The organism is Pseudomonas sp. PONIH3 (assembly GCF_002934345.1).
Taxonomy (GTDB): Bacteria; Pseudomonadota; Gammaproteobacteria; order Pseudomonadales; family Pseudomonadaceae; genus Aquipseudomonas; species Aquipseudomonas soli.
Genome location: NZ_CP026386.1, coordinates 2,516,664 through 2,542,682 on the forward strand (window position 1 = coordinate 2,516,664; position 26,019 = coordinate 2,542,682).

A 26,019-nucleotide genomic window follows, 5' to 3' on the forward strand; every position below is an offset into this window, starting at 1 on the left:
CACTCGTTCAGGGCACAGACAGGCAAGCGCGGCATCCATATGACATTCGAAGGATGAGCCTTTCACACATTGCGGCTATAATCGCCGCCTTTTCATCAGGCATTGCGTTTCGACATGACTCAATCCAGCGAGCTGATCCAATCCGCCCAGCGCACCCTGCGCCTCGAACTCGAGGCCGTGGAGGCCCTGCTGGCCCGCATCGACGGGGACTTCGTCAAGGCCTGCGAACTGATCCTGGCCAGCAAGGGACGGGTCGTGGTGGTAGGCATGGGCAAGTCGGGGCACATCGGCAACAAGATCGCCGCCACCCTGGCCAGCACCGGCACCCCGGCATTCTTCGTGCACCCAGCCGAGGCCAGCCATGGCGACATGGGCATGATCACCCGTGACGATGTCATTCTTGCCCTGTCCAACTCCGGCAGCACCGCCGAGATCGTCACCCTGCTGCCCTTGATCAAGCGCCTGGGCATCCAGATGATCAGCCTCACCGGCAAACCGGACTCGCCCCTGGCCCAGGCCGCCGAAGTCAACCTCGACGCCAGCGTCGCCCAGGAAGCCTGCCCGCTCAACCTGGCACCCACCTCTTCCACCACCGCGGCGCTGGCGCTGGGCGACGCCCTGGCCATTGCCCTGCTGGAGGCTCGCGGCTTCACCGCCGAAGACTTCGCCTTCTCCCACCCGGGCGGCGCGCTGGGCCGTCGCCTGCTGCTGAAGGTCGAGAATGTCATGCATGCCGGCGAAGAACTGCCCGTGGTAAAGAGCGGCACCCTGCTCAAGGACGCGCTGTTTGAAATGTCTCGCAAAGGTTTGGGCATGACCGTGGTGCTGGGTAACGACGGCAAGCTGGCCGGAGTCTTCACCGACGGTGACCTGCGCCGCAGCCTGGACCGCAACATCGACGTGCACAAGACGCTCATCGACGAAGTAATGACCGTGCACGGCAAGACCGCCCGGGCCGAGATGCTCGCCGCCGAGGCACTGAAGATCATGGAAGACCACAAGATCAGCGCGCTGGTGGTTGTCGACCAGGACGACCGCCCGACCGGCGCCCTGAACATGCACGACCTGCTGCGCGCCGGAGTGATGTAAATGAACCAGGACCTGATGCAACGCGCCAAGGCCATCAAGCTGGCCGTGTTCGACGTCGATGGCGTGCTCACCGATGGCCGCCTGTACTTTCTCGAGGACGGCAGCGAATTCAAGACCTTCAACACCCTCGACGGCCACGGCATCAAGATGCTAATGGCCTCGGGCGTGACCACCGCGATCATCAGCGGGCGCAAGACCCCTGTGGTCGAGCGCCGGGCCAAGAACCTCGGTATCCAGCACCTGTTCCAGGGCCGCGAGGACAAACTGGTGGTGCTGGACGGCCTGCTCGCCGAACTCAATCTAAGCTATGAACAGGTCGCCTACCTCGGCGACGATCTGCCCGACCTGCCGGTGATCCGCCGCGTCGGTCTGGGCATGGCGGTGCAGAATGCCGCGGCCTTCGTTCGCCAGCACGCCCACGGCGTTACCCAGGCCCGCGGCGGCGAAGGCGCCGCCCGCGAGTTCTGTGAACTGATCATGCAGGCCCAGGGCACCCTGGACGCTGCCAACGCCCATTACCTGTAAGGCTGCCCATGCTCAGCAAGAAGATCAGAAATGTCGCGCTGCTAGGCGGGATTGCCGCCGTGCTGGTTGCGGTAGGCTATTGGAACATCAGCCCGGAAAGCTTCCTCGAGCAACCCCAGGCCCAGGTCGACCAGAGCGCCATCGACTACTACGCGATCAACGCCCACAGCCTGCAGTTCCTGCCCGACGGCAAGCTGCAGTACGAGATGACCGCCGCCAAGGTCGAGCACCTCAAGGCCAGCGAGGTCACCCTGGTGACCACCCCCGACCTGCACATGTACCGTGGCACCGAGTACCCCTGGCATGTGCAGAGCAAGCGCGCCGAGGTCAACCCGGACGGCACCGAGGTGGAGCTGATCGACGAAGTGCGCGTGGCGCGCACCGACGAGAAGCAACGCGAAACCATCATCACCAGCACACGCATGACCGTGTTCCCGCAGAAGCAATATGCGCAGACCGAGCAAGCCGTTAGAATCGACGGCGCCGGTGGCACGACTACGGGCAAAGGAATGAAAGCGTATTTGAAAGAAGGCAGGATGGACCTGCTCTCTAACGTAAGAGGACAGTATGAGGCTCGTTAAAACCATCCCCCTTCTGCTCAGCCTGGGCGTAGCACTGGGAAGCGCGAGCGCCTTCGCCCTGCCGAACGACCGTGACCAGCCGATCCGCATCCAGGCGGACAACGCCCACCTGGACGACAAGCAGGGCGTCGCCACCTACACGGGCGATGTGATCATCACCCAGGGCTCGATGATGATCAAAGGCAACACCGTGACCATGACCCGCGCCGCCAACGGCGATATCGACGTGGTCACCTCGGTGGGCAACCTGGCCTACTTCGAGCAGCAGCAGAGCGCCGCCAAGCCCGACAAGATGAAAGGCTGGGCCGTGACCATCCAATACCAGGCGCAGAAAGACGTGGTGATCCTCACCGACCGCGCCAAGGTCGAGAACGAAGGCAACACCACCGAAGGCGAGAAGATCGTCTACAACACCAAGACCCAGGTGGCTACCGCCGGGCGCGGTGGCAACGTGACTGCACCGCGTCAGCGTATCGACATGGTCATTCAACCGAAGAAAAAGGCCGAGTAAATGGCAACCCTCAAAGCCCAGCACCTGGCCAAGAGCTACAAGGGCAGGCAAGTCGTGCGCGACGTCAGCCTGTCCATCGACAGCGGCCAGATCGTCGGCCTGCTCGGCCCCAACGGCGCCGGCAAGACCACTTGTTTCTACATGATCGTCGGCCTGGTCCAGGCCGACCAGGGCCGTGTGCTGATCGACAGCCTCGACGTCAGCCACCAGCCCATGCACGGGCGCGCACAGGCCGGTATCGGCTACCTGCCGCAGGAAGCCTCGATCTTCCGCAAGCTGTCGGTGGCCGACAACATCATGGCCATCCTCGAGACCCGCAAGGACCTCGACCGCGAAGGCCGACGCAAAGAGCTGGAAAGCCTGCTGCAGGAATTCCACATCAGCCACATCCGCGACAACCTGGGCATGAGCCTGTCCGGTGGCGAACGTCGCCGGGTCGAGATCGCCCGCGCCCTGGCCACCGCACCCAAGTTCATCCTGCTGGACGAACCGTTCGCCGGTGTCGACCCGATTTCCGTCGGCGATATCAAGCAGATCATCCACCACCTCAAGAACAAGGGCATCGGCGTACTGATCACCGACCACAACGTTCGCGAGACCCTGGACATCTGCGAGACGGCCTACATCGTCAACGATGGCCAACTGATCGCCGAAGGCGATGCCGAGACCATCCTGGCCAACCAGTTGGTCAAGGAAGTTTACCTGGGGCATGAGTTCCGACTCTGACCGCAGGCCTGCCCGGAGCACTGGCGAATGCGCCTGATCGGGGCTTAAGTTGTTACAGTGCTCTAGGCAAACGCTGCAATTTCAGGCATATAACTTGGCGGTTGCAGGAGCTGAGTGCAACACGGTCATTGAATTGAAACTGGAGCATCATGCCGCATAGCCATGGCCTTCTGCATCACCTCGCCCATAACTTCGATTGGGCATTTGAAGTCGAAGCGCTTACGCGGACGCATGTTCAGTTGCAGTGCGATGGCATTCAGTTCTTCCTGGCTGTGTACCGACAGGTCTGTGCCTTTGGGCAGGTACTGGCGGATCAGGCCATTGATGTTTTCGTTGCTACCGCGCTGCCAAGGGCTGTGCGGGTCGCAGAAGTAGATCGCCACGCCGGTTCTTTGGGTGATCTCGGCGTGTCGCGCCATCTCCCGGCCCTGGTCGTAAGTCATGCTCTTTCGCATCTCCAGCGGCATGCCATTGAGCGCGGCGCTGAAGCCTTCCAGCGCCGAAGTCGCCGTCGCGTCGTTCATCTTTACCAGCATCAGGTAGCCACTGGTGCGTTCCACCAGCGTACCGACGGACGAGGCGTTGGCCTTACCCTTGATGAGGTCGCCTTCCCAATGCCCCGGCATCTGCCTGTCTTCAATCTCCGGCGGGCGCACATGAATACTGACCATCTCGGGGATCTGGCCGCGCCGATCCACACCACCAGAGCGCGGTCGGCGTGTCGTCTTGCTTTGCCGCAGGCAGATGATCAGCTCCTTGCGCAGTTCACCGACCGGCAGGGCATAGATCGCGTTATAGATCGTCTCGCGACAGACGTAGGCATCTCTGAGGCTGGGAATGTTCATGCTGCGCAGCTTGCCGGCAATCTGCTCGGGAGACAAACGCTCACGGAGCATATGCGCCACCAACTCGAAGCGCTCACCACCCGGCAACAGCTTTCGCTTCGGTCGACACACCTGGCGGCGAGCCTGCATCTGCTGCTGGGCCGCGTGGGCCGAGTAGCCGCCACAGACATCTCGATTGCGGCGCAGCTCCCGGCTGATGGTCGAAGGGGATCGGTTGATCAAGCAGGCAATCCTACGCAGGCTGAAGCCTTGAGTACGACCGATTTGAATGGTGGCGCGCTCTTCAACGCTGAGTTCGGTATAAGACATAGTGGCAGCACCGTACCGGAAAGGTCAGGTGTTGCACTCAGTTTTTGCCGCCGCCCTTGCTTAAAGTCGGCGCCCAAGCGCCCTACGTGTAGTGGATGGCGCATGCGCGCCGGCAACAAGGTATTAAGCCCCAGCCATGAAACCATCGCTCGTCCTAAAAATGGGCCAGCAACTGACGATGACACCTCAGTTGCAACAGGCCATCCGCCTGCTTCAGCTCTCCACCCTGGACCTCCAGCAGGAAATCCAGGAAGCGCTGGAGTCCAACCCGATGCTCGAACGTCAGGAAGACGGCGAGGACTTCGACAACAGCGACCCGATGGCGGACAACGCCGAGAACAAGCCGGTCGCCGAAGCCCAGGACAACAGTTTCCAGGAAACCTCCAGCAGCAATACGGAAAACCTCGAGGACGGCGAGTGGGCCGAGCGGATCCCCAACGAATTGCCGGTCGACACCGCCTGGGAAGACATCTACCAGACCAGCGCCAGCAGCCTGCCAAGCAACGATGATGACGAATGGGACTTCACCACTCGCACATCGGTGGGCGAGAGCCTGCAAAGCCACCTGCTGTGGCAGCTCAACCTGGCGCCGATGTCCGACACCGACCGCCTGATCGCCGTCACCCTGATCGACAGCATCAACGCCCAGGGCTACCTGGAAGACACCCTCGAAGAAATCTGCGCCGGTTTTGACCCGGAGCTGGACATCGAGCTGGACGAGGTCGAGGCAGTACTGCACCGCATCCAGCAGTTCGAGCCTGCCGGCATTGGCGCCCGCACCCTCGGCGAATGCCTGCTGCTGCAACTGCGCCAGCTGCCGGCCTCGACACCCTGGATGAGCGAGGCACAGCGCCTGGTCACCGACTTCATCGACCTGCTCGGCAGCCGTGACTACAGCCAGCTGATGCGCCGCATGAAGCTCAAGGAAGACGAGCTGCGCCAGATCATCGAACTGGTGCAGAGCCTCAACCCGCGCCCAGGCTCGCAGATCGAGTCCAGTGAACCCGAGTACGTCGTGCCCGACGTCATCGTGCGCAAGGACAGCGAGCGCTGGCTGGTCGAGCTCAACCAGGAGGCAGTGCCGAAGCTGCGCGTCAATCCGCAGTACGCCGGCTTCGTCCGTCGTGCCGACACCAGCGCCGACAACACGTTCATGCGCAATCAGTTGCAGGAAGCGCGCTGGTTCATCAAGAGCCTGCAGAGCCGCAACGAGACGCTGATGAAAGTGGCGACGCAGATCGTCGAACACCAGCGTGGCTTCCTCGACCATGGCGACGAGGCGATGAAACCGCTGGTCCTGCATGACATCGCCGAAGCGGTAGGCATGCATGAATCGACAATTTCCCGGGTAACCACCCAGAAATACATGCACACCCCACGCGGCATCTACGAACTGAAATACTTTTTCTCGAGCCACGTGAGCACCGCCGAAGGCGGCGAATGCTCGTCTACGGCTATCCGCGCGATCATCAAGAAACTGGTGGCTGCGGAAAATCAGAAAAAGCCATTGAGTGACAGCAAGATCGCTGGTTTACTGGAGGCACAAGGCATCCAGGTAGCCCGTCGCACCGTCGCCAAGTATCGCGAGTCGTTGGGGATCGCACCCTCGAGCGAGCGTAAGCGGCTGATGTAGCCCCCGGATGTGCCACAGCGTTTCAGTGGCAGGTGCAACACCTGCCTCTTTATGCACGGGCAACAAAGGAGAAGCTGTATGCAAGTCAACATCAGTGGACAGCATGTAGAAGTCACCCAACCACTGCGCGATTACGTGCTCGAGAAGCTCGCCCGGGTGGAGGGTCATTTCGACAAGATCACCAACGTGACGGTGATCATGAAAGTCGAGAAGCTCCAGCAGAAGATCGAAGCCACGCTCCAGATTCCCGGCGGTGAGGTGGTGGCAAACGCCGAACACCAAGACATGTATGCAGCCATCGATGCCCTGGCCGACAAGCTCGACCGTCAACTGAAAAAGCACAAGGAAAAACAGCAAAGCCTGCTGCAAGGCGCAGCCGCCCGCTGATCCCCCTCATCCATGATCCGACTTGAAACCATCCTGACCCCCGGCCGTTCCCTCGTGAACGTGCCGGGCGGCAGTAAGAAGCGCGCCCTGGAAAAGGTCGCCAACCTGATCGCCGAGCAAGTACCCGAGCTGGAGATGCAAGACGTCTTCGACAGCCTGTGGGCTCGCGAAAAACTGGGCTCCACCGGTTTTGGCAATGGCATCGCCATTCCCCACTGCCGCCTGACAGGTTGCAGCGCGCCTGTCAGCGCCCTGCTGCATCTGGATGCCCCCATCGATTATGATGCCATCGATGGCGCCCCGGTCGACCTGCTGTTTGTCCTGCTGGTCCCGGAAGCGGCCACCGACGCCCACCTTGAACTGCTGCGCCAGATCGCCAGCATGCTCGATCGCAAGGAGGTCCGCGATCGCCTGCGTGCCGCCGACAGCAGCGAGACCCTCTACCAGGTCGTCCTGGACGTACAGAACGAGCACTGAACATGCGCCTGATCATCGTCAGCGGTCGCTCCGGCTCCGGCAAGAGCACCGCCCTCGACGTGCTGGAAGACAACGGCTACTACTGCATCGACAACCTGCCCGCCGGGCTGTTGCCGCAGCTGGCCGAAAACGCCTTGATCAACACAGAGCTGTTGCAACCCAAGGTTGCGGTCTCGATCGATGCGCGCAACCTGCCCAGCCATCTGTCACGCTTCCCGCAGTTGCTGGAGGAGGCACGTTCCCGGCATATCCAGTGCGACGTGCTGTACCTGGATGCCGACGAAGACACCCTGCTCAAGCGGTTCTCGGAAACCCGCCGCCGCCACCCACTGACCAACGACAGCCGTTCGCTGGCTGAGGCAATTCGGGTGGAGAGCGAGCTGCTGGGGCCGATTGCCGACCTTGCCGACCTGAAGATCGACACCACCAACCTGAACCTGTACCAGTTGCGTGACTCGATCAAGCTGCGCCTGCTCAACCAGCCCGAGCCCGGCACTGCGTTTCTCGTCGAGTCGTTCGGTTTCAAGCGTGGCATGCCGGTGGACGCCGACCTGGTGTTCGACGTGCGCTGCCTGCCCAATCCGTACTGGAAGCCGGAACTTCGCGAACATTCCGGCCTCGAACAGCCGGTGATCGACTACCTGGCCGCGCAGCCGGACGTCGAGGAGATGTTCCAGGACATTTCCAGCTACCTGCTCAAATGGCTGCCGCGCTTCGCCGCCAGCAACCGTGCCTATGTCACCATCGCCATCGGCTGTACCGGCGGCCACCACCGCTCGGTGTACATTACCGAACGGCTTGGCCAACTGCTCCAGCAATCCCTGAAAAACGTCCAGGTCCGCCACCGCGACCTCTAGCCACAGGATCCGCCCCACGATGCCCGCCCGCGAAATCACCATCATCAACAAGCTGGGCCTGCATGCGCGGGCGGCCGCCAAGTTCGTCGGCGTGGCCGGGCGCTTCCCCTGCCAGGTACGTGTCGGGCGCGCGCCGGACAAGCTGGTGGACGGCAAGAGCATCATGGCGGTGATGATGCTCGCCGCCGGCAAGGGCACCCAGGTGCACCTGCTCACCGAAGGTGAGCAGGACACCGACGCCATGGAAGCGTTGGTCACGTTGATCGAGAACTTCTTCGACGAAGGCGAATGAGCCAGGCGAGGACGGCAAACGGATAACTGGAACGTGGGATCGGCTTGCCCAGCGATACCAGTGTCGCCGGTGCGATGCATCGCGGGGCAAGCCCGCTCCCACGCCAATACTGCGATGACTGCTTCGCCAGCAAGGCTGGCTCCAGCAGTTTCTGAACTGCGGCGTCAGGACATCGCCGTGTCCATCACCATCATCAGACAGAACCCGACACACAACCCCAGGCTCGCCAGGCGGTGATGCCCGTTGCTGCGTGACTCTGGAATGATCTCCTGGGTCACCACCAGCAGCATCGCCCCCGCCGCACAGGCCAGGCCCAGCGGCAGCAACAGTTCGGCGATGTTCACCAGCCAGGCACAGATCACCGCGGCCAGCGGCTCGACCAGCCCCGATGCCGCACCGATCAGGAACGCCTTGAAGCGCGGCATGCCCGCCCCTGCCAGCACCAGCGCGATCACCAGGCCCTCCGGCACATCCTGCAGCGCGATGCCCATGGCCAGGCTATCGGCATCAGGCATTCCGCCACCGGCGGAAACCCCGATGGCCATGCCTTCGGGGATGTTGTGGGCAATGATGGCAATGACGAACAGCCAGATCCTGGCAGCAATCACCGGTTGCTGATCGCTGCCGACCAAAGCCTCCGGTGAGGCGCCTGAAACCTTCAGATCGACCAGAAACAGGCACAGTGCGCCGAACAGCAGGCCGCCACTGATCACACCACCGGCGCCCCATGGGCTGAAGCCAATGGCCTGGGCCGCATCCAGCCCGGGAATGATCAGCGAGAACGCGGTGGCCGCCAACATCACCCCGGCCCCAAAACCGAGCAAGGTGTCGGCCACGGCCACTGGCATGTTGCGGATTACCAACACCGGCACTGCGCCCAAGGCCGTCCCCAATGCGCACAGGGCTCCGCCCTCCAGGGCTCGCAACATGCGCGGTTGCAGGTCCAGCCAGGCGATGCCACGTGACACCAGCAATGCGGTGCCGACCAGCAACAGCACGGTCCCAAGCGCCAGGCGGAACAGGCGCACACTGCTGACAGACATCACCTCGGAGCGCATACCGGTCAGACTCACTTCAGGGCTTCAAGGTAGCGGCGTTCCACTTCGGTCCAGTCGACCACGTTGTAGAAAGCGCCAATGTACTCAGGACGGCGGTTCTGGTACTTCAGGTAATAGGCGTGCTCCCAGACATCCAAGCCGAGGATCGGCGTGTTGCCGTGCATCAGCGGGCTGTCCTGGTTACCGCTGCTCTCCACAACCAGGGTTTTCTGCGGGGTCACGCTGAGCCAGGCCCAGCCACTGCCGAACCGGGTCAGCGCTGCCTTGGTGAAGGCCTCCTTGAACGCCTCGAAACCACCAAGCTGCTGGTCAATGGCCTTGGCTACCTGACCCTCGGGTTGGCCACCGCCCTTGGGCGACATGACGGACCAGAACAACGTGTGGTTGGCATGGCCACCGCCCTGGTTGACCACCGCCCCTTGCAGTTTCTCGGGCAGTTGCTTGACTGCGCCCACCAGTCGCTCCACCGGCCATTCGGCCCATTCGGAGCCCTCGATGGCGGCGTTGAGGTTGTTGATGTAGGTCTGATGGTGCTTGCTGTGGTGGATCTCCATAGTCTGGGTGTCGATGTGCGGTTCCAGCGCATCGTAGGCGTAGGGCAACGCAGGCAAGGTATGTGGCATGTCAATGGACTCCGTAGGCAGGTTTGCGATCCGTGATGTCCGCGAGCGCAACCAGCTCGCTGGCCGCGGGCGCCTGGCGGTTAAGCAGGCGCTCGGTACGCGGGTATTGGCCATACTCGGCGATGAAACTCAGCAGTTCGGTGTAGGTACGCCCGCTGTGGCGCAAGGCCGCGTCGCGCAGGGCCTGGGGCAGGCGCGGATCCTGGCTGGCCTGGAGCAGCCGCTGGTGCGCCGCGCACAGGTAGTCGGCGCTTTCGTGCGGCTGGTTCAGGCGCAGGTGCAGGTCGGCCAGGTTGTGGTGGGCGATGACCAGTGCAGCCACCGCCTCGTCGACGTCATGCCAGCGCTCGAACAGCACCTGGGCCAAGGCCAGTGCTTGCAGGTAGTGCTCCCGGGCGTCGACCAGCTCGCCCAGCTCGAACAGGCGGTTTGCATCTTGAGTGGTGCGTTTCCAATGCTGCATGACGTGCCTCCTGGGTGGCCCGGGTTCAGATGCCGCCGGCGGTAAGTTTTTCCGGGTCCAGCAGTGCTTCGAGCTGGTCCCGCGACAGGTCGGTGTGCTCCAGTGCCACATCGATGATCGGAAGCCCTTGCTTGTAGGCGGTCTTGGCGATCTCGGCGGCCTTCAGGTAGCCGATGATCGGATTCAGCGCGGTGACCAGGATCGGGTTGCGCGACAGCGCCTCCTTGAGCTTGGCCTCGTTGACCTTGAAGCTGGCAATCGCCTTGTCGGCCAGCAAACGGCTGACGTTGGCCATCAGCTCGATGCTCTCCAGCAGGTTGCGGGCGATTACCGGCAACATCACGTTGAGCTCGAAGTTGCCCGACTGGCCGGCCACGGCGATGGTCGCGTCGTTGCCGATCACCTGGGCGGCGACCATGGCGGTGGCCTCCGGGATCACCGGGTTGACCTTGCCCGGCATGATCGAAGAGCCTGGTTGCAGGCCCTGCAGCTCGATTTCACCAAGGCCGGCGAGCGGGCCGGAGTTCATCCAGCGCAGGTCGTTGGCGATCTTCATCAGCGCCACGGCAGCCGTCTTGAGCTGGCCCGACAGCGCCACGGCGGTGTCCTGGGAGCCGATCAGGGCAAACAGGTTCTCGCCAGGGGTGAACTCGACCTGGGTCAGGCCGCTCAACTGGCGGGCAAAGCCTGCGGCGAACTGCGGGTGGGCATTGATCCCGGTGCCCACGGCAGTGCCGCCCTGGGCCAGTGCCTGCAGGCTCGGCAGCGTGGCTTCGATATGCGCCTGGGCACCCTTGATCTGGGCGGCCCAGCCACCAAGCACCTGGCTCATGCGTACCGGCATCGCGTCCATCAAATGGGTGCGGCCAGTCTTCACGTGCTTGTGCACCTCGACTGCCTTGGCCTCGATCACCTGGGTGAGGTGGCGCAAGGCCGGCAGCAGCTGTTCGTGAAGGGCCAGGGCGGCGCTGACGTGAATGGTGGTGGGGATGATGTCGTTGCTGCTCTGGCCACAATTGACGTGGTCATTGGCATTGACCGGCTCGCCCAGCACATGGCTGGCCAGGGTCGCGATGACCTCGTTGGCGTTCATGTTCGAGCTGGTGCCGGAGCCGGTCTGGAAGACGTCCACCGGGAAGTGCTGGATGAAATCCTCGGCCAGCAGCTGTTCCACCGCCTTGACGATGGCCGCGCCCTGCCCTGCGCTGAGCTGTTCCAGCTCGACGTTGGCCTTGGCCGCTGCGGCTTTGGCCAGCAGCAAGGCACGGATGAACTGGGTCGGCATCGGCTTGCCGCTGACCGGGAAGTTGTCGACCGCGCGCTGGGTCTGGGCACCGTACAGGGCCTGGGCCGGCACCTGCAGTTCACCCATGCTGTCGCGCTCGATACGGGTATCACTCATCTTCAAGTCCTTGCATCAGTTCTTCGGGAGAAATCGACGGCAGCAGCACGCAATTGGCGAGCTGCATCGCGTAGGGCTGCCAACGCTGGTTCTGTTCGAGGCGGTCGAGATTGCGCAGGTCGAGCAGCGGACGCCAGGCCTGGTCCAGGCACAGGCAGCGCCAGTGCCAGGGCAGCATGCGATCGTTGGCGGTATCTAGCAGCAGACGCAAGGCGGTCAAGGCCACCGACCACGGCGAGGTCTCGGTGCAGCACACCAGATAGCGGCCTTCGGCGAGGTAGTGCTCGATCAGGCGTGGCTCGTCGGGTTCCAGCGCGCAACGGATGCGCCGGCTGAGCCAGCGCCAGTTTTCCAGGTAGGGCAGTTCGTGGAGGACGGTTTTCATGAACATCATCGCCGAGTTACTGGATAATGATATTCATTATTAAGTGATAAATAGAATCAGTTCAAGCTAGACAATAGGCAAAATAAACCCGGCGCGATGGCCGGGTCGTTCGTCACGGAAAATGCTGATGCGTGTGAGTGGGCTTGCCCCGCGATAGCTGCAATGGCCTATCGCGGGGCAAACCCGCTCCCACCCGCCGCGCTGTCAGCTACCCGCGACCGTCATGCGCTCGATCAGCACCGAGCCGCTGTGGATATTGCTACGCGTCTCGATATCGCTGCCAATGGCGACGATCTGCTGGAACATGTCCTTCATGTTGCCGGCAATGGTCACTTCTTGCACGGCGTGCTGGATTTCGCCGTTTTCCACCCAGAAGCCAGCCGCACCCCGCGAGTAGTCGCCGGTCACCATGTTCAGCCCATGGCCCATCAGCTCGGTTACCAGCAGGCCACGGCCCATGCGCCGGATCAGTGCGGCCTGGTCCTCGACGCCGTGGGTGACGAACAGATTGTGCACGCCACCTGAGTTGGCGGTGCTCGGCAAACCCAGCTTGCGCCCCGAATAGGTGCCCAGGATGTACGACACCAGCTCGCCTTTGTCGACGAACGGCTTGGCGTAAGTGGCCAGGCCATCGCCATCGAACGCTGCACTGCCCAGCGCACGCGGGATGTGTGGCCGCTCGTCGAGGGTCAGCCAGGTGGGGAACAGGCGCTGGCCAAGGGTACCCTCGAGGAACGACGACTTGCGGTACAGGTTGCCGCCGGAAATTGCCGACAGGAAGCTGCCGAACAGGCCGCCGGCGAGCTCGGCCGAGAACAGCACCGGCACCTCGCAGGTAGGTACCGGACGGGCACCCAGGCGGCTTGCCGCGCGCTGCGCGGCACGCAAGCCGATGCTACGCGGGTCGGCCAGCAACTGGCCTTGGCGATTGACGTCGTACCAATAGTCACGCTGCATCTGCCCATCGACTTCGGCGATCATCACGCAGCTCAGGCTGTGACGGGTCGAGGCGTAGCCACCGATAAAACCATGGCTGTTGCCGTACACCCGCACACCCTGATGGGTATTGAGCGTGGTGCCGTCGGCGTTGCTGATGCGCTTGTCGGCATCGAACGCCGCCGCCTCGCAGGCCAGCGCCATCTCGATGGCTTTCTCCGGTTCGATGTCCCAGTCATGGTAGAGGTCCAGGTCGGGGATCTCACGGGCCATCAACGCGGCATCGGCCAGCCCCGAGCAAGTGTCCTCGGAGGTATGTTTCGCGATTGCCAGCGCAGCGGCAACCGTTTCGCGGATCGCCTCAGGGCCGCTGGCCGAAGTGCTGGCCGAACCCTTGCGCTGGCCTACGTAAAGGGTGATGCCGAACCCCTGGTCGCGATTGAACTCGACCGTCTCGACTTCGCGCTGGCGCACCGTGGTGGACAGCCCTTGCTCCAGCGACACCGCCACTTCGCAGGCGCTGGCGCCCTGGCGGCGCGCCTCGGCGACAATCGCCTCGACCTGCTCCTGCAACGCCGGCAGGTCCTTGGGGCCTACGCTCTGGACTGCACTCATGGTTTTCTCCACTGAAAATTCTGCGTACGGCTTGGGTCATTCTACGACCGGGCCGGACAAGCGGCCCCCGACTGGTTATCATGGCGGCGATTTCTTGCGGACGGCCCCCATGGTTGATTCTTACGACGACGCCTTCGATGGCGAAAAAAGCAAAACCCAGATCAAGCGCGAGCTGCATGCGCTGGTCGAGCTTGGTGAGCGCCTCACCACTCTCAAGGCCGACACCCTGGCTCGCCTGCCATTGACCGACGAGCTGCGCAAGGCGCTGGACGAGGCCAGCAAGCACACCGCCCACGGCGCTCGCAAGCGCCACATGTCGTTCGTCGGCAAGCTGATGCGCGTACAGGATCTGGACGCCATCCATGCCGTGCTCGAGCAGATCGACAGCTCCAGCCGCCAGTACAACGAGCGTTTCCACGGTCTCGAGCGCTGGCGCGATCGCCTGATCGACGGTAACGACGAAGACCTCGAGCGCTTCGTCAACGAGTTCCCCGACACCGATCGCCAGCATCTGCGCTCGCTGATCCGTCATGCCCAGCATGAAAAGGCGCGGAACAAGCCGCCAGCGGCAGCGCGTAAAGTGTTCAAGTACATCCGCGACCTCGACGAAACCCAGCGCGGCTTGCGCTGAGGCCATCGCGGGGCAAGTCGCATCGGCGCACCACCGTCCCCACGCTCGAAACCGTGGGGGCGGCGGTGCGCCGTGCGACTTGCTCCGCGATTGAACATCACCCACCGGTACCACCGACGGTGATCGCATCCAGCTTCAGGGTCGGCTGGCCAACGCCCACCGGCACCGACTGCCCATCCTTGCCGCACGTGCCCACGCCGCTGTCCAGCGCCAGGTCGTTGCCGACCATCGACACACCGCGCATCGCTTCCGGACCATTGCCGATCAAGGTCGCGCCTTTTACTGGCGCGGTGATCTTGCCGTCCTCGATCAGATAGGCCTCACTGGTGGAGAACACGAACTTGCCGCTGGTGATGTCCACCTGGCCACCGCCAAGGTTGGCGCAGTAGATTCCCTTCTTCACCGAGGCGATGATCTCCTGCGGGTCGCTGTCCCCGGCACGCATGTAGGTGTTGGTCATGCGTGGCATCGGCAGGTGCGCGTAGGATTCGCGCCGGCCATTGCCAGTTACCGCCATGCCCATCAGGCGGGCATTGAGCTTGTCCTGCATGTAGCCCTTGAGGATGCCGTTCTCGATCAGCGTGGTGCACTCGGTTGGCGTGCCTTCGTCATCGACGCTGAGCGAGCCGCGACGGCCTTCTAGCGTGCCGTCGTCGACGATAGTGCACAGGCTTGAAGCCACCTTTTCACCGATGCGACCGCTGAACGCCGAACTGCCCTTACGGTTGAAGTCGCCTTCCAGGCCGTGGCCGACCGCCTCGTGCAGCAGCACCCCGGACCAACCTGGGCCGAGCACCACCGGCAACGTGCCGGCCGGAGCAGGAATCGCCTCGAGGTTGACCAGCGCCTGGCGCAGCGCCTCACGGGCGTAGCCCATCACCCGCTCTTCACTGAAATAGCGATAGTCGGTGCGCCCACCGCCGCCCTGCCCACCACGTTCGCGACGTCCGTTGTGCTCGACGATCACGCTGACGTTGAAACGCACCAGAGGACGCACGTCGGCGGCCAGGCTGCCATCGGCGGCAGCCACCAGGATGCGCTCCCACACCCCAGCCATGCTCACGCTGACCTGCTGGATGCGCGGGTCGAGGGCACGGGTGGCGGCATCGACGCGCTTGAGCAGCTCGACCTTCTCGGCGCGGGTCAGTACATCCAGGGGGTTGTCAGGCGCGTACAGGGCGGTCACGTCCTGGCTGCGGAAGGCTTGCACAGTGCCGTTCTGCCCGGCGCGGGAGATCGAGCGGGCGGCACGCGCCGCCGACGTCAGGGCTTCAAGGTTGATCGCATTGCTATAGGCAAACCCGGTCTTCTCGCCGGACTGGGCACGCACGCCAACGCCCTGGTCGAGGTTGAAGCTGCCTTCTTTGACGATACCGTCCTCCAGTGCCCAAGTTTCCGAGATCTGGCCCTGGAAATACAGGTCGGCGGCATCAATGCCGGGACCGGCCAACTCGCCCAGCACCGTCTGCAGGCTGTCGAGGGTCAACCCGCCCGGGGCCAGGAGCTGCTCACTGACGGTGGATAACATCTGGCTCATAGTCACTCCGAGGTATGCGCAGGCCGCAAGGCGTCCTGCGAGAAAAAGCGCCGGTGTGTTGTAACCGGCATGCGCGCCCGAATGGACGCCTGTTCTTCGATATCGCGCGTGGCAAGCAACACCGCCTCGCCTCGCGCCTGTTGCGCGACGATCCGCCCCCAGGGATCAACGATCGCCGCCTGGCCGTGGGTTTCCCGCGGCCCCGGATGTACGCCGCCCTGGGCGGCCGCCAGTACATAGCACTGGGTCTCGATGGCCCGTGCGCGAATCAGCACTTCCCAGTGCGCGGCGCCGGTCACCGCGGTGAACGCCGCTGGCGCGCTGATCAGTTCGGCCCCAGCGGCGCGCAAAGCGCTGTACAGCTCGGGGAAGCGCAGGTCGTAGCACACCGACAGGCCCAGGCGGCCCACCGGTGTGTCGGCCACCACTACCCGGCTGCCGTGGGCATAATCGTCCGACTCGCGGTAGCGGCCACGGTTATCGGCCACGTCCACATCGAACAGGTGCAGCTTGTCGTAGCGAGCGGCGATCTCGCCATCCTCGTCGATCAACAGCGAGCAGGCATGAGCCTTGGCCTCAGGCTGACCGGCCGGCGGCAACGGCAAGGTACCCGCGACTATCCATAACCTGTGGTCGCGGGCGGTGCGTTTCAACCATGGCAGGATCGGCCCCTCACCCAGCGCCTCGGCCCGACCAATGACCGCGGCGTCACGCCGGCCCATGGCGGCGAAGTTTTCCGGGAGCACCGCCAGCCGCGCGCCACCAGCGGCAGCCTGCTCGATCAGCACCGTGGCACGTTGCAGGTTGGCCAGCACATCGTCCTGGCTGACCATCTGGATCACTGCTGACGTCATGACCACCCCTGGGTTATTTATCAAAGGGTTTCACAAAGGTGATTTTAGGCTCTTTGACCGGTCCTTCGACGCGATAGTGCACGCTGGCGAAGCGCGCCACCCGATCACCGATCAGGCGATCAACGAGGAACAGCGCGCCACCCACCGCCGGTGCGCCGACAATCAATGCGGCGAGCGGAAGATTGTTGGTCACAGGCAATGTCACCAGCAGGTTGGCATCGACCCGGTCCCGGACAAAATCCATGGTGCCATCAAGCTCGAAGTTGCTCGAGGGCCCGGTGACGGTGATCGGCTTGCGCGTCACGTAGACCCCCTCGCTGGCTACCAGCAAGCCTTTGACCCGATCATAGGCCAGCCCTTTGCTGAAAAGGTCGGAGAAGTCCAGACGCAGGCGTCGGCCAATCGAATTGAAGTTGAGCAGACCGAACACCCGCAAAGCCTGGGCGCTGCCCTCGACCTCCACGAACTGGCCGCTGCGCAGGGCAGCGTCGAGGCTGCCGGAGTACCGATTGAGGCTTACCCAGGCCGGCGAGCCTGGCCAGCGGCCATCCACATCCATGCGGAAATCGCGGCTGGTGACCGTAGGGGCGAAACCCCAGGCCTTGAGGACATCGCCGAGATCCTTGCCGTCGATGCGCCCCTTGTACCAGCTCGAACTACTGCCCGGCTCGCCTTCCCAGCCACCAGTGCCGTCGATATGCAGCCCCTTGAGGTCCAGGTCGATGTCGCTCATCAGCATGCCCCGGGCTCCCTGGCGCAGCTTCAGCGTAGCGCTGCCAAACAGGTCGTCGCCGCGGTACAGTTTGTCGATGGTCAGATCCAGCGCGGGCACCTTGCGCGGATCGACATCAGCCAGGGGGTCAGGCGCATTCTCAGCCTGGGCTTCGTTAGGGTCGGCCGGCGGCAGGCGCAGGCTCTGCAGGCGGATGGACATTGGCGCGGTCTTGGCATCGGGAATACGCGCGTTGCCGATGACCTCCCTGCTGTCCACGCGCAGGTCCCAGGCTGGGCCGCCACGCAGCAGGCGAATCACTGCCTGGTTGAGGTCCATGCCGAATGCCTTGAGCTGGCCGATGCTCAGGTCAACGCTCTGCAAGTTCTGCCGGGCACTGCCGCCCGGATCCTTGCCGGCGAGGCGCTCCATCTGTTGCTGCCAAGGGGCCAGGTCCAGTGTCTCCAGCCGGCCACGCACCCTCAGGCCCTGGCCAGACGGCAAACTGGCCTCGCCTGTGCCCAACAACAGCTCGCCACGGCCCTGGGCCAGCCTGTCCGCAGGAGCGGCATAAGCGAAACGGGCCAGATCTGCGTAGCTGCCATCAATACGCCGTTCGGGGCCCTGCAGGGTCAGGCCGAAGCGGCTGTCGCGCGTCTCCCCGGCAGCTTTGCCAAACGGCGCCGGCAGGTCGATAGCGAGGCCCTTGAGTGATGAATTCACGATCAAGCGGTTATCGCGGCTGCCCAGTGTTACTTGCAACTGATACGGCAGCTCGCCCGAGGCTGGCAGTGGCTGCGTGTACTGCAACCAGTCGGTCAGGGCCTTGAGGGCAACCTGGCCACTGGCATTGATCCGGGTCTGGATCTGGCCCTGCCCTTCGGCGGTGATCTGGGCACTGACCGGTTTGCCGAAGGCGTGCAGGCTGATGTCCTTGCCGCTCAGGCCCTTGTCGATATCGAAGCTGAAGTTGCCCTTCAGCTGGCTCAGTTCCAGGGACGGAGGCGCCACTTTCAAGATGGCGTCGGCAGTCGCGAAATCCACCAGCACCTTGGGCCGCTGCCCGTGAGCCAGAGGAACATCGAGCTTGACCTTGCCGTTGAGCGGCCCCTCGCCCTCCCAGCCGGCGAATATTTCCTCGGTACCGATAGGCGCTTGCTTGAGGATCTTCAGCCCGTCGCCGAGGCTGCCCGCAAAATCACCCTCCAAAAGCAGGTGGCTGGGCTGTCCACCTTCCACATGAGGGATGTCGACACTGACATCGCTGACCTGGGTGTCCAGCAGCAACCCTTTGTGAGCCTGGATGCGCACGCCGGTATCTTCGATATAGACATTGCCATCGACCTGTTGCACCTGCGGCCAGCCCGGCTGGAAATCCAGCGCCGCGTCATGCACCTTGAAGAACAGGCTGATATCGCGAGCGTGAGGGGGTGCATCATGATGCAGTGACCCCTGGTACTGGAAGTAGCCCTCGTCGACGCTGCCCTTGACGATGGCACTGCGCAGCCATTCGTCCAGAGCGGGGCTTAGCACCTCGGGCAGATACTTGGCGGTGTAGCGCCCGTCGCCCTCGGTGAGGCCTACCCGCAGGTCCATGTAGTCTTCATGGCCCGGCTGCAGGTGGATACGAATCAGAAAGTCCGCGGCAATCTTGCCCTCGTCGCCCAGCACCTTGATATAGGGGGCGACCAGGGTGAAGGCCTCCTTGTCCAGGGTCCAAGTGAGGCGGGCATTGGCTTTAGGGTAATGCCAGGGTTTGCCGAAAATCGGGTACAGGTGCAGCATGAATGCCTGGGTATCCAGGCGTAGCTCGCCTTGCCCGAGGTCACCGCTGATCGCCCCGGTGACATTACCGGCAGCAGGCGCGCCGTGATAGGCATCGAAGCCGACCTTTTCCAGATTGGCGGCGAACTGCAGCCGTTGGTCACCTTCGGCCTTGGGGCGGATGTCCAGGCGCACATTGCGCAGGGCACCCGTCACCTTGAGCGCGTCGACCACCGTCATCAGTTTGTCCGGCAATGGCGCCAGGGCGTCGATCAGCGGCGTCAGCGGTGTCAGGTCGAGCCGGTCAGCCTGCACTTGCCAGCTTTCCTCGGCTGGGCCCTGCCCCGGACGCTGAGCCAGTTGCAGGTGCGACTCCCAACGCGCCTTGCCAAGCGTCATGGCCAGAGAGTCGACAGCGACGTCAAAGCCCTGGTCCTGTCGCTGGAACCAGGCCGACAGCGCCAGGTTGTCCACGGTGATGGCCTTGCGCCCGGTATAGGCCCCCTTGAGCTGCGGAGCATTGAGACGAACCATCGCCCGTTGCAGTTGCCCTTGACTCCAGTCGATCCAGAACTCACCACCGGCACGCAAGGCACTGGCCTGCCATTGGCCTAGCAATCGCGGCGGCAACCAACGCGCCCAGTCGCTCTGCGGCAGGCTGAGATAGGCTTGTACACGTCCGTCGCGCCAGGTCTTGGCTGTGGCGCGGCTGTTCAGGCTCATCGCCAGGGGCTGGCCGTCGGGCAACGTGGCGCGCAGATCAACGCTTTGGCGTGAGGCCCCCGCCTGCACGCCGAGGCTGACGTAGGTAAGGGTCAGGGGATCGCGCTGCCATGGATGCAGGGTGACCTGGCTGTCGAAGACATCGACTCGTCCAAGTTGGCGCAGACGCGTGAGTGCCTGCGCCGGGTCAAGCGGAGCATCTTGCTGCTGCGGCAGGCCTTCAAGGGCCCAGACACCCTCCTGGTTTTCACGCAGGATCAATTGCAGGCCGCTGAGCTGGATCCGCGCCAGACGCACTTCACGCGCCTTGAGACTGGCCCACAGGTCAGGCACCAGCTTGACGTCGTCCAGACGCAACCCTGTGGCCCCCTCGCCCAGTTGCAGGTCGCGCACCCGCAGCATCGGTGCCAGGCCGCTCCAGCGCCCCTCGAGCGCCCCGACGTGCACGGGCATGCCCAAGGCCTGTTCGGCCTTGAGTTCGGCGTCTGCACGGTATTCGGCGACCAGAGGCACCAGTTGCCGACCGAGGCTGACATACAGCGCCACCAGCACCGCCAGCAGGGCGCAGATAACCAGCCCCCAGCGGGTCAAGGCGCTCAGAACGCGGGTCAGACGTTCCATGGCCGAGGCCCTCCAAGTCGTCCCTTAACTATGGCCGGTGTATAGCGCTTTGCCAGCCCATCCATGGGGCGACCGCTGTTAGAAAGGGTCAGAGCAGCACCACATCGTATTGTTCCTGGGAATACATGGACTCCACCTGGAAGCGGATGGTTCGCCCGATGAAAGCTTCAAGTTCGGCGACATTGCCCGACTCTTCGTCGAGCAGGCGGTCCACGACCTTCTGGTTGGCCAGCACACGATAGCCCTCGGCCTGGTAGGCACGGGCTTCCCGAAGAATCTCGCGGAAAATTTCGTAACAGATCGTCTCCGGTGTCTTCAGCTTGCCGCGCCCCTGACACGCCGCGCATGGTTCGCACAGCACCTGCTCAAGACTTTCCCGGGTGCGCTTGCGCGTCATCTGCACCAGGCCCAGCTCGGTGATGCCGATGATGTTGGTCTTGGCGTGATCACGCTCGAGCTGCTTCTCCAAGGTACGCAGGACCTGGCGCTGGTGCTCCTCGTCCTCCATGTCGATGAAGTCGATGATGATGATCCCACCGATGTTGCGCAGGCGCAGTTGCCGGGCAATCGCGGTGGCCGCCTCGAGGTTGGTCTTGAAGATGGTCTCTTCGAGGTTGCGATGACCGACGAACGCACCAGTGTTGACGTCGATGGTGGTCATCGCCTCAGCCGGGTCTACCACCAGATAGCCACCGGACTTGAGGGGTACCTTGCGCTCCAGCGCACGCTGAATCTCGTCTTCCACGCCGTACAGGTCGAAAATCGGCCGCTCGCCAGGGTAATGCTCCAGGCGATCGGCGATTTCCGGCATCAACTCGGCCACGAACTGGGTGGTCTTCTGGAAGGTCTCCCGCGAGTCGATGCGGATCTTCTCGATCTTCGGGTTGACCAGATCACGCAGGGTCCGCAGCGCCAGACCGAGGTCCTCATAGATGACCACGGGCGCTCCGCTGGTCTTGATCTGCGAGCCGATCTGCTCCCACAGGCGGCGCAGGTAGCGGATGTCCTGAAGGATATCCTCGGCACGTGCGCCCTCGGCCGCGGTACGCAGGATGAAGCCACCGGCGTCCTTCATCTCCTCCTGGGCCATGCTGTCGGTGACCACCTGCTTGAGGCGATCACGCTCGGCTTCATCTTCGATCTTGAGGGAGATACCGACATGGCTGCTGCGCGGCATGTAAACCAGGTAGCGGGACGGAATAGACAGCTGAGTGGTCAGGCGAGCGCCCTTGCTGCCTATGGGGTCCTTGGTGACCTGCACTACCAGCGCCTGGCCCTCATGGACCAGTGCGGTGATGGTCTCCACCGCAGACCCTTCGCGCTGGGAAATCTCCGAGGCATGGATGAACGCGGCCCGCTCCAGGCCGATATCGACAAAGGCTGCCTGCATGCCCGGCAACACCCGCACCACCTTGCCTTTGTAGATATTACCGACGATGCCACGGCGCTGGGTGCGCTCTACGTGCACCTCCTGCAGGACTCCGTTCTCCACCACTGCCACGCGTGATTCCATCGGGGTGATGTTGATCAGGATCTCTTCACTCATGGCGCGCTCTCGTCAGTGGTCTGGGGTAATGATGGATTGCTGCGGCGTGGCTGGCTAGCGCTGTGCGGAACCCTCTTGCAGTTGCCAACATGGCACGCCGAATTGCTCGAGCAGTTCGGCGGTTTCACTCAGGGGCAGCCCGACCACGGCCGAGTAGCTGCCCTCGATGCCGCTGACGAACACCGCGCCCAAGCCCTGGATCGCATAGCCACCGGCCTTGTCGAGCGGTTCGCCGCTGTCCCAGTAGCGCAGCGCCTCTTCGAAAGAGATGGTGCGAAAGCGCACGGTGGTGCTGACGCAGCGGCTGATACTGCGCTGGCCATCGGTCAGCGCAACGGCGGTAAGCACCTGGTGTTCGCGCTTGGAAAGGTCGCCAAGCATGGCCAACGCCTGCTCACGTTCCTCCGGCTTGCCAAGGATCTGGCCATCGAGCACCACGGTGGTGTCGGCGCCCAGTACCACCCCTGCGCCATCGGTGTGGGCGAAGCCCGCAACCGCCTTTGCCTGGGCCAGGCGCTCGACGTAGGCCGCCGGCGCTTCGCCCGGCAACGGGGTTTCATCGATGGGCGCGCTGACCACTGTGAACGGCACACCAATCTGGGTCAGCAGTTCACGGCGGCGTGGCGAGCCGGAGGCCAGGTACAGCTGGGTCATGTGGACATCTCCCTGTCAGTGGCGGCGCGTCAGTGGATATGCAGACGATGGCGCAGGCCGCGCAGGGCAAAGCTGACCCACGGCCAGAGCAAGGCGCTGATCACCGCCGACCAGACCAGGGCCAGGGTCGGCAGGCGATTACCGGTCAGCGCGCTGAGCCACAGCTGGATCAGTTGGGCGATACCGAAGATCACCAGGATCACCAGGCTCTGCTGCCACATGGGGAACATGCGCAGGCGCTGCTGCAATGACAGCACCAGGAACGTGATCAAGGTAAGGATCAGGGCGTTCTGGCCGAGCAGGGTGCCATACAGCACATCCTCGGCCAAACCCAGCAGGAACGCGGTGGTCATACCGACCTTGCCCGGTACCGCAAGGGTCCAAAAGGCCAGCAACAGGGCCAGCCACATCGGCCGGAACACTTCCATGAACTGCGGCATGGGCGAAACGCTGAGCAACAGGCCAATGGCGAAGGTCAGCCAGATGGCCCAGCCGTTTCTGCTACGGGTGCTGGCCATTATTGTCTCCGGGGTTGGGCGGGCGCGGCGGCCGGTTGGGCCGGCGCCGTGCCTGCAGCCGGCGCTGGGGTCGCGGAGGGCGAACCAGGTGGTTGCTGGGGGGCGCCAGCCGGTACCGCGGGAGCTGGCGCGGCCGGCACCTGGTTGTGGCTGGCCCCCTGGCGATCAGCTTCTTCCTGAGCGATCGCGGCCTCGGTGGCGCGCTCCTCGGGCGTGCGCCGGTCGCTGAACACCAGCAGCATATAGCGACTGCGGTTGAGCGCGGCGGTGGGGATGGCACGGACAATGGCGAAAGGCTGTCCGGAGTCATGAATCACTTCATTGACCGTCGCCACCGGATAGCCGGCCGGAAAGCGCTGGCCCATGCCGGAGCTGACCAGCAGGTCACCTTCCTTGATGTCGGCGGTGTCGGCCACGTGGCGCAGCTCCAGGCGCTCCGGGTTACCCGTGCCACTGGCGATGGCGCGCAGGCCGTTGCGGTTGACCTGCACCGGGATGCTGTGGGTGGTGTCGGTGAGCAGCAGCACCCGCGAGGTGTAAGGCATCAGCTCGACCACCTGGCCCATCAGGCCACGGGCATCGAGCACAGGCTGGCCGAGGAACACGCCATCGCGCTCGCCCTTGTTGATCAGGATACGGTGGGTGAACGGATTGGGATCGACACCTATCAGCTCGGCAACTTCGACCTTCTCGTTGACCAGCGCCGAAGAGTTGAGCAGCTCACGCAGGCGCACGTTCTGCTCGGTCAAGGCGGCCAGCTTCTGCAGGCGCCCCTGCAGCAGCAGGGCCTCGGTCTTGAGTTTCTCGTTCTCGGCGATCAGTTCGGTGCGACTGCCGAACTGGCCAGCCACGCCCTGCCACGTGCGCTGCGGCAGATCGGTGATCCAGTAGGATTCCATCAGCACCAGGCCCATCTGACTGCGCACTGGCTTGAGCAGGTCGAAGCGCGAGTCGACCACCATCAGCGCGACCGACAGCACGACCAGCACGAGCAGGCGAACGCCCAGCGAGGGGCCCTTGGAGAAAAGCGGTTTAATGGGCCGTTCCTCGTGGACGACTCAGGAGGTCATTGGACATGGGGCAATGCACCGGCCTGCTGCGGATTGACGGAAAAGGCGCCCGGGCGGGCGCCAGCACAGCGCTTACAGGTAGCACTGTGCGTGCCACCTGTAAACCTGGACATACACTACTGCTTCAGCGATCACTCGCTGGAGAGGAGGTCCATGGCGTGCTTGTCCATCATCTCCAGGGCACGGCCACCGCCGCGGGCGACGCAGGTCAGCGGGTCTTCGGCGACGATCACCGGCAGGCCGGTTTCCTGGGCTAGCAGCTTGTCCAGGTCGCGCAGCAGCGCGCCACCACCGGTCAGCACCAGGCCGCGCTCGGCGATGTCCGAGGCCAGCTCCGGCGGCGACTGCTCCAGGGCGCTCTTGACCGCCTGGACGATGGTCGCCAGCGATTCTTGCAGCGCCTCGAGCACTTCGTTGGAATTCAGGGTGAAAGCACGCGGCACGCCTTCGGCCAGGTTGCGGCCACGGACGTCGACTTCGCGCACTTCGCCGCCCGGGTAGGCGGTACCGATTTCCTGCTTGATGCGCTCGGCGGTGGATTCGCCGATCAGGCTGCCGTAGTTGCGGCGCACGTAGGTGACGATGGCTTCGTCGAAGCGGTCGCCGCCGACGCGCACGGATTCGGCGTAGACCACGCCGTTGAGCGAGATCAGGGCGATCTCGGTGGTACCGCCACCGATATCGACGACCATCGAGCCGCGGGCCTCTTCGACCGGCAGGCCGGCACCGATGGCGGCGGCCATGGGTTCTTCGATCAGGAATACTTCACGGGCACCGGCACCGAGGGCCGATTCACGGATGGCGCGGCGCTCGACCTGGGTCGACTTGCACGGCACGCAGATCAGCACACGAGGGCTGGGCTGCAGGAAGCTGTTCTCATGCACCTTGTTGATGAAGTACTGCAGCATCTTTTCGCAAACGCTGAAGTCGGCGATCACGCCGTCCTTCATCGGACGAATGGCAGCAATGTTGCCGGGGGTGCGGCCCAGCATGCGCTTGGCTTCGGTACCGACTGCGACGACGCTTTTCTGGTTGCCGTGGGTACGGATGGCAACAACCGAGGGCTCATTCAGGACGATACCGCGCTCACGCACGTAGATAAGGGTGTTGGCAGTACCCAGGTCGATGGACAGATCGCTGGAAAACATGCCACGCAGTTTCTTGAACATGGGAAAGTGACCCTGGGGAAAGCGTGGGTAAAAAAGTGCGGCAAACTCTAACAATGGCAGGGATTTTGGGCAAGGAGCCAATATGTTAAATTGGTTGTTTTTCCGAGCATGCCTGCCGATGTTCGCGGCCCTTTGACCGCCAGAATGCCGGCATGTTCCTCATCTGCGGACCCATTCCGTTTTTCGTTTCCCTGGAGATCCCCATGGCGCTTCAACGCTCCGACGTGGAAAAGATCGCCCATCTGGCCCGCCTGGGCCTGAATGAAGGCGAATTGCCACGCATCACCGATGCCTTGAACAGTATTCTCGGGCTGGTCGACCAGATGCAAGCCGTCGACACCTCTGGCATCGAGCCCCTCGCCCACCCGCTGGAAGCCACCCAGCGCCTGCGCCCCGACCAGGTCACCGAAAGCAACCAGCGCGACCGCTACCAGGCCGTCGCCCCGTCGACCGAAAACGGTCTGTACCTGGTTCCGAAAGTCATCGATTAAGGGATAGCGCCTGCC

Annotated in this window: 27 protein-coding genes; 12 read left to right on the forward strand and 15 right to left on the reverse strand. The window is 63.5% G+C overall.

The window, feature by feature from the left end; all coding sequences use genetic code 11:
• Positions 1-114 precede the first annotated feature (114 nt).
• Genes C3F42_RS11645 through lptB form a run of 5 tightly spaced genes read left to right on the forward strand, consistent with a single transcriptional unit; the run spans position 115 to position 3,432 of the window.
• Positions 115-1,089 (forward strand): SIS domain-containing protein, encoded by a 975-nt coding sequence (locus tag C3F42_RS11645; protein WP_038707430.1) that lies wholly within the window; start codon positions 115-117, stop codon positions 1,087-1,089.
• A complete protein-coding gene (locus C3F42_RS11650; RefSeq protein ID WP_104444470.1) occupies positions 1,090-1,614 on the forward strand; it encodes an HAD family hydrolase in 525 nt (174 codons plus the stop codon).
• Between the two features lie 8 nt (positions 1,615-1,622).
• The gene (gene lptC, locus C3F42_RS11655; protein ID WP_046856968.1) at positions 1,623-2,195 is read left to right on the forward strand and encodes an LPS export ABC transporter periplasmic protein LptC; all 573 of its coding nucleotides are present in this window, start codon (positions 1,623-1,625) and stop codon (positions 2,193-2,195) included.
• A complete protein-coding gene (gene lptA / locus C3F42_RS11660) occupies positions 2,182-2,706 on the forward strand; it encodes a lipopolysaccharide transport periplasmic protein LptA (RefSeq protein ID WP_023629083.1) in 525 nt (174 codons plus the stop codon). The genes lptC and lptA overlap by 14 nt, the downstream gene beginning before the upstream one ends.
• Positions 2,707-3,432, forward strand: coding sequence for an LPS export ABC transporter ATP-binding protein (gene lptB / locus C3F42_RS11665; protein ID WP_023629084.1), 726 nt, complete (start codon positions 2,707-2,709; stop codon positions 3,430-3,432). It abuts the gene before it with no gap.
• A gap of 125 nt (positions 3,433-3,557) precedes the next feature.
• Here lptB and C3F42_RS11670 read toward each other — a convergent pair whose 3' ends face one another.
• Positions 3,558-4,586 (reverse strand): IS30 family transposase, encoded by a 1,029-nt coding sequence (locus C3F42_RS11670; protein ID WP_100774681.1) that lies wholly within the window; start codon positions 4,584-4,586, stop codon positions 3,558-3,560.
• Between the two features lie 136 nt (positions 4,587-4,722).
• Between C3F42_RS11670 and C3F42_RS11675 the strand changes: the two genes are divergently transcribed.
• From C3F42_RS11675 to C3F42_RS11695, 5 genes are all read left to right on the forward strand, one after another.
• Positions 4,723-6,219 carry an RNA polymerase factor sigma-54 gene (locus C3F42_RS11675; RefSeq protein ID WP_023629085.1) on the forward strand — a complete coding sequence of 499 codons (1,497 nt, stop codon included), beginning with the start codon at positions 4,723-4,725 and terminating at the stop codon, positions 6,217-6,219.
• A 78-nt stretch (positions 6,220-6,297) separates the two neighbouring features.
• A complete protein-coding gene (hpf, locus tag C3F42_RS11680; RefSeq protein WP_023629086.1) occupies positions 6,298-6,606 on the forward strand; it encodes a ribosome hibernation-promoting factor, HPF/YfiA family in 309 nt (102 codons plus the stop codon).
• A gap of 12 nt (positions 6,607-6,618) precedes the next feature.
• Positions 6,619-7,083: a PTS IIA-like nitrogen regulatory protein PtsN gene (gene ptsN, locus C3F42_RS11685; RefSeq protein WP_023629087.1), complete on the forward strand. Its 465-nt coding sequence runs from the start codon at positions 6,619-6,621 to the stop codon at positions 7,081-7,083.
• Positions 7,084-7,085: 2 nt separating this feature from the next.
• Entirely contained in the window at positions 7,086-7,940 is an 855-nt protein-coding gene (gene rapZ / locus C3F42_RS11690; RefSeq protein WP_023629088.1) for an RNase adapter RapZ, read from the forward strand.
• Positions 7,941-7,959: 19 nt separating this feature from the next.
• Entirely contained in the window at positions 7,960-8,232 is a 273-nt protein-coding gene (locus tag C3F42_RS11695; RefSeq protein ID WP_023629089.1) for an HPr family phosphocarrier protein, read from the forward strand.
• Positions 8,233-8,396: 164 nt separating this feature from the next.
• On the opposite strand, the gene C3F42_RS11700 is transcribed toward C3F42_RS11695, so the two are convergent.
• The 6 genes from C3F42_RS11700 to pmbA form a co-directional block, all read right to left on the reverse strand.
• Positions 8,397-9,290, reverse strand: a complete 894-nt coding sequence (locus C3F42_RS11700) for a ZIP family metal transporter (RefSeq protein WP_094010361.1) — start codon at positions 9,288-9,290, stop codon at positions 8,397-8,399.
• Positions 9,291-9,301: 11 nt separating this feature from the next.
• Entirely contained in the window at positions 9,302-9,913 is a 612-nt protein-coding gene (locus C3F42_RS11705; RefSeq protein ID WP_023629090.1) for a superoxide dismutase, read from the reverse strand.
• A gap of 1 nt (position 9,914) precedes the next feature.
• Complete coding sequence (locus tag C3F42_RS11710; RefSeq protein ID WP_094010202.1) at positions 9,915-10,376, reverse strand: hypothetical protein; 462 nt, start codon at positions 10,374-10,376, stop codon at positions 9,915-9,917.
• A gap of 25 nt (positions 10,377-10,401) precedes the next feature.
• Positions 10,402-11,778 carry a lyase family protein gene (locus C3F42_RS11715; RefSeq protein WP_104444471.1) on the reverse strand — a complete coding sequence of 459 codons (1,377 nt, stop codon included), beginning with the start codon at positions 11,776-11,778 and terminating at the stop codon, positions 10,402-10,404.
• Positions 11,771-12,172: a hypothetical protein gene (locus C3F42_RS11720; protein ID WP_023632765.1), complete on the reverse strand. Its 402-nt coding sequence runs from the start codon at positions 12,170-12,172 to the stop codon at positions 11,771-11,773. Before C3F42_RS11720 ends, C3F42_RS11715 begins: the two co-directional genes overlap by 8 nt.
• Before the next feature lie 195 nt (positions 12,173-12,367).
• A complete protein-coding gene (gene pmbA, locus C3F42_RS11725; RefSeq protein WP_104444472.1) occupies positions 12,368-13,714 on the reverse strand; it encodes a metalloprotease PmbA in 1,347 nt (448 codons plus the stop codon).
• 109 nt (positions 13,715-13,823) lie between these two features.
• Between pmbA and yjgA the strand changes: the two genes are divergently transcribed.
• Positions 13,824-14,345, forward strand: a complete 522-nt coding sequence (yjgA, locus tag C3F42_RS11730) for a ribosome biogenesis factor YjgA (RefSeq protein ID WP_023632090.1) — start codon at positions 13,824-13,826, stop codon at positions 14,343-14,345.
• 97 nt (positions 14,346-14,442) lie between these two features.
• On the opposite strand, the gene tldD is transcribed toward yjgA, so the two are convergent.
• The 8 genes from tldD to mreB all read right to left on the reverse strand — a co-directional run bounded on the left by tldD (position 14,443) and on the right by mreB (position 25,513).
• Positions 14,443-15,882 carry a metalloprotease TldD gene (tldD, locus tag C3F42_RS11735; protein ID WP_038707427.1) on the reverse strand — a complete coding sequence of 480 codons (1,440 nt, stop codon included), beginning with the start codon at positions 15,880-15,882 and terminating at the stop codon, positions 14,443-14,445.
• A gap of 2 nt (positions 15,883-15,884) precedes the next feature.
• Positions 15,885-16,736, reverse strand: a complete 852-nt coding sequence (locus C3F42_RS11740) for a carbon-nitrogen hydrolase family protein (RefSeq protein ID WP_104444473.1) — start codon at positions 16,734-16,736, stop codon at positions 15,885-15,887.
• A 13-nt stretch (positions 16,737-16,749) separates the two neighbouring features.
• On the reverse strand, positions 16,750-20,556 hold the full coding sequence (locus C3F42_RS11745) for a YhdP family protein (protein ID WP_104444474.1): 3,807 nt from the start codon (positions 20,554-20,556) through the stop codon (positions 16,750-16,752).
• A gap of 88 nt (positions 20,557-20,644) precedes the next feature.
• Complete coding sequence (rng, locus tag C3F42_RS11750; RefSeq protein ID WP_023630855.1) at positions 20,645-22,102, reverse strand: ribonuclease G; 1,458 nt, start codon at positions 22,100-22,102, stop codon at positions 20,645-20,647.
• Positions 22,103-22,156: 54 nt separating this feature from the next.
• The gene (locus C3F42_RS11755) at positions 22,157-22,756 is read right to left on the reverse strand and encodes a nucleoside triphosphate pyrophosphatase (RefSeq protein ID WP_104444475.1); all 600 of its coding nucleotides are present in this window, start codon (positions 22,754-22,756) and stop codon (positions 22,157-22,159) included.
• Between the two features lie 29 nt (positions 22,757-22,785).
• A complete protein-coding gene (mreD, locus tag C3F42_RS11760) occupies positions 22,786-23,274 on the reverse strand; it encodes a rod shape-determining protein MreD (protein WP_023630854.1) in 489 nt (162 codons plus the stop codon).
• On the reverse strand, positions 23,274-24,263 hold the full coding sequence (mreC, locus tag C3F42_RS11765; RefSeq protein WP_232888049.1) for a rod shape-determining protein MreC: 990 nt from the start codon (positions 24,261-24,263) through the stop codon (positions 23,274-23,276). Before mreC ends, mreD begins: the two co-directional genes overlap by 1 nt.
• 212 nt (positions 24,264-24,475) lie before the next feature.
• Complete coding sequence (gene mreB / locus C3F42_RS11770; protein ID WP_003255163.1) at positions 24,476-25,513, reverse strand: rod shape-determining protein MreB; 1,038 nt, start codon at positions 25,511-25,513, stop codon at positions 24,476-24,478.
• Between the two features lie 203 nt (positions 25,514-25,716).
• On the opposite strand from mreB, the gene gatC reads away from it, so the two are divergent.
• Positions 25,717-26,004 carry an Asp-tRNA(Asn)/Glu-tRNA(Gln) amidotransferase subunit GatC gene (gene gatC / locus C3F42_RS11775; protein WP_023631156.1) on the forward strand — a complete coding sequence of 96 codons (288 nt, stop codon included), beginning with the start codon at positions 25,717-25,719 and terminating at the stop codon, positions 26,002-26,004.
• Positions 26,005-26,019 lie beyond the last annotated feature (15 nt).

Bases quoted from the DNA above. Each gene is read 5' to 3' on its own strand.
- C3F42_RS11645 (WP_038707430.1), top strand. From the start codon at position 115: ATGACTCAATCCAGCGAGCTGATCCAATCCGCCCAGCGCACCCTGCGC.
- C3F42_RS11650 (WP_104444470.1), top strand. From the start codon at position 1,090: ATGAACCAGGACCTGATGCAACGCGCCAAGGCCATCAAGCTGGCCGTG.
- lptC (WP_046856968.1), top strand. From the start codon at position 1,623: ATGCTCAGCAAGAAGATCAGAAATGTCGCGCTGCTAGGCGGGATTGCC.
- lptA (WP_023629083.1), top strand. From the start codon at position 2,182: ATGAGGCTCGTTAAAACCATCCCCCTTCTGCTCAGCCTGGGCGTAGCA.
- lptB (WP_023629084.1), top strand. From the start codon at position 2,707: ATGGCAACCCTCAAAGCCCAGCACCTGGCCAAGAGCTACAAGGGCAGG.
- C3F42_RS11670 (WP_100774681.1), bottom strand. From the start codon at position 4,586: ATGTCTTATACCGAACTCAGCGTTGAAGAGCGCGCCACCATTCAAATC.
- C3F42_RS11675 (WP_023629085.1), top strand. From the start codon at position 4,723: ATGAAACCATCGCTCGTCCTAAAAATGGGCCAGCAACTGACGATGACA.
- hpf (WP_023629086.1), top strand. From the start codon at position 6,298: ATGCAAGTCAACATCAGTGGACAGCATGTAGAAGTCACCCAACCACTG.
- ptsN (WP_023629087.1), top strand. From the start codon at position 6,619: ATGATCCGACTTGAAACCATCCTGACCCCCGGCCGTTCCCTCGTGAAC.
- rapZ (WP_023629088.1), top strand. From the start codon at position 7,086: ATGCGCCTGATCATCGTCAGCGGTCGCTCCGGCTCCGGCAAGAGCACC.
- C3F42_RS11695 (WP_023629089.1), top strand. From the start codon at position 7,960: ATGCCCGCCCGCGAAATCACCATCATCAACAAGCTGGGCCTGCATGCG.
- C3F42_RS11700 (WP_094010361.1), bottom strand. From the start codon at position 9,290: ATGCGCTCCGAGGTGATGTCTGTCAGCAGTGTGCGCCTGTTCCGCCTG.
- C3F42_RS11705 (WP_023629090.1), bottom strand. From the start codon at position 9,913: ATGCCACATACCTTGCCTGCGTTGCCCTACGCCTACGATGCGCTGGAA.
- C3F42_RS11710 (WP_094010202.1), bottom strand. From the start codon at position 10,376: ATGCAGCATTGGAAACGCACCACTCAAGATGCAAACCGCCTGTTCGAG.
- C3F42_RS11715 (WP_104444471.1), bottom strand. From the start codon at position 11,778: ATGAGTGATACCCGTATCGAGCGCGACAGCATGGGTGAACTGCAGGTG.
- C3F42_RS11720 (WP_023632765.1), bottom strand. From the start codon at position 12,172: ATGATGTTCATGAAAACCGTCCTCCACGAACTGCCCTACCTGGAAAAC.
- pmbA (WP_104444472.1), bottom strand. From the start codon at position 13,714: ATGAGTGCAGTCCAGAGCGTAGGCCCCAAGGACCTGCCGGCGTTGCAG.
- yjgA (WP_023632090.1), top strand. From the start codon at position 13,824: ATGGTTGATTCTTACGACGACGCCTTCGATGGCGAAAAAAGCAAAACC.
- tldD (WP_038707427.1), bottom strand. From the start codon at position 15,882: ATGAGCCAGATGTTATCCACCGTCAGTGAGCAGCTCCTGGCCCCGGGC.
- C3F42_RS11740 (WP_104444473.1), bottom strand. From the start codon at position 16,736: ATGACGTCAGCAGTGATCCAGATGGTCAGCCAGGACGATGTGCTGGCC.
- C3F42_RS11745 (WP_104444474.1), bottom strand. From the start codon at position 20,556: ATGGAACGTCTGACCCGCGTTCTGAGCGCCTTGACCCGCTGGGGGCTG.
- rng (WP_023630855.1), bottom strand. From the start codon at position 22,102: ATGAGTGAAGAGATCCTGATCAACATCACCCCGATGGAATCACGCGTG.
- C3F42_RS11755 (WP_104444475.1), bottom strand. From the start codon at position 22,756: ATGACCCAGCTGTACCTGGCCTCCGGCTCGCCACGCCGCCGTGAACTG.
- mreD (WP_023630854.1), bottom strand. From the start codon at position 23,274: ATGGCCAGCACCCGTAGCAGAAACGGCTGGGCCATCTGGCTGACCTTC.
- mreB (WP_003255163.1), bottom strand. From the start codon at position 25,513: ATGTTCAAGAAACTGCGTGGCATGTTTTCCAGCGATCTGTCCATCGAC.
- gatC (WP_023631156.1), top strand. From the start codon at position 25,717: ATGGCGCTTCAACGCTCCGACGTGGAAAAGATCGCCCATCTGGCCCGC.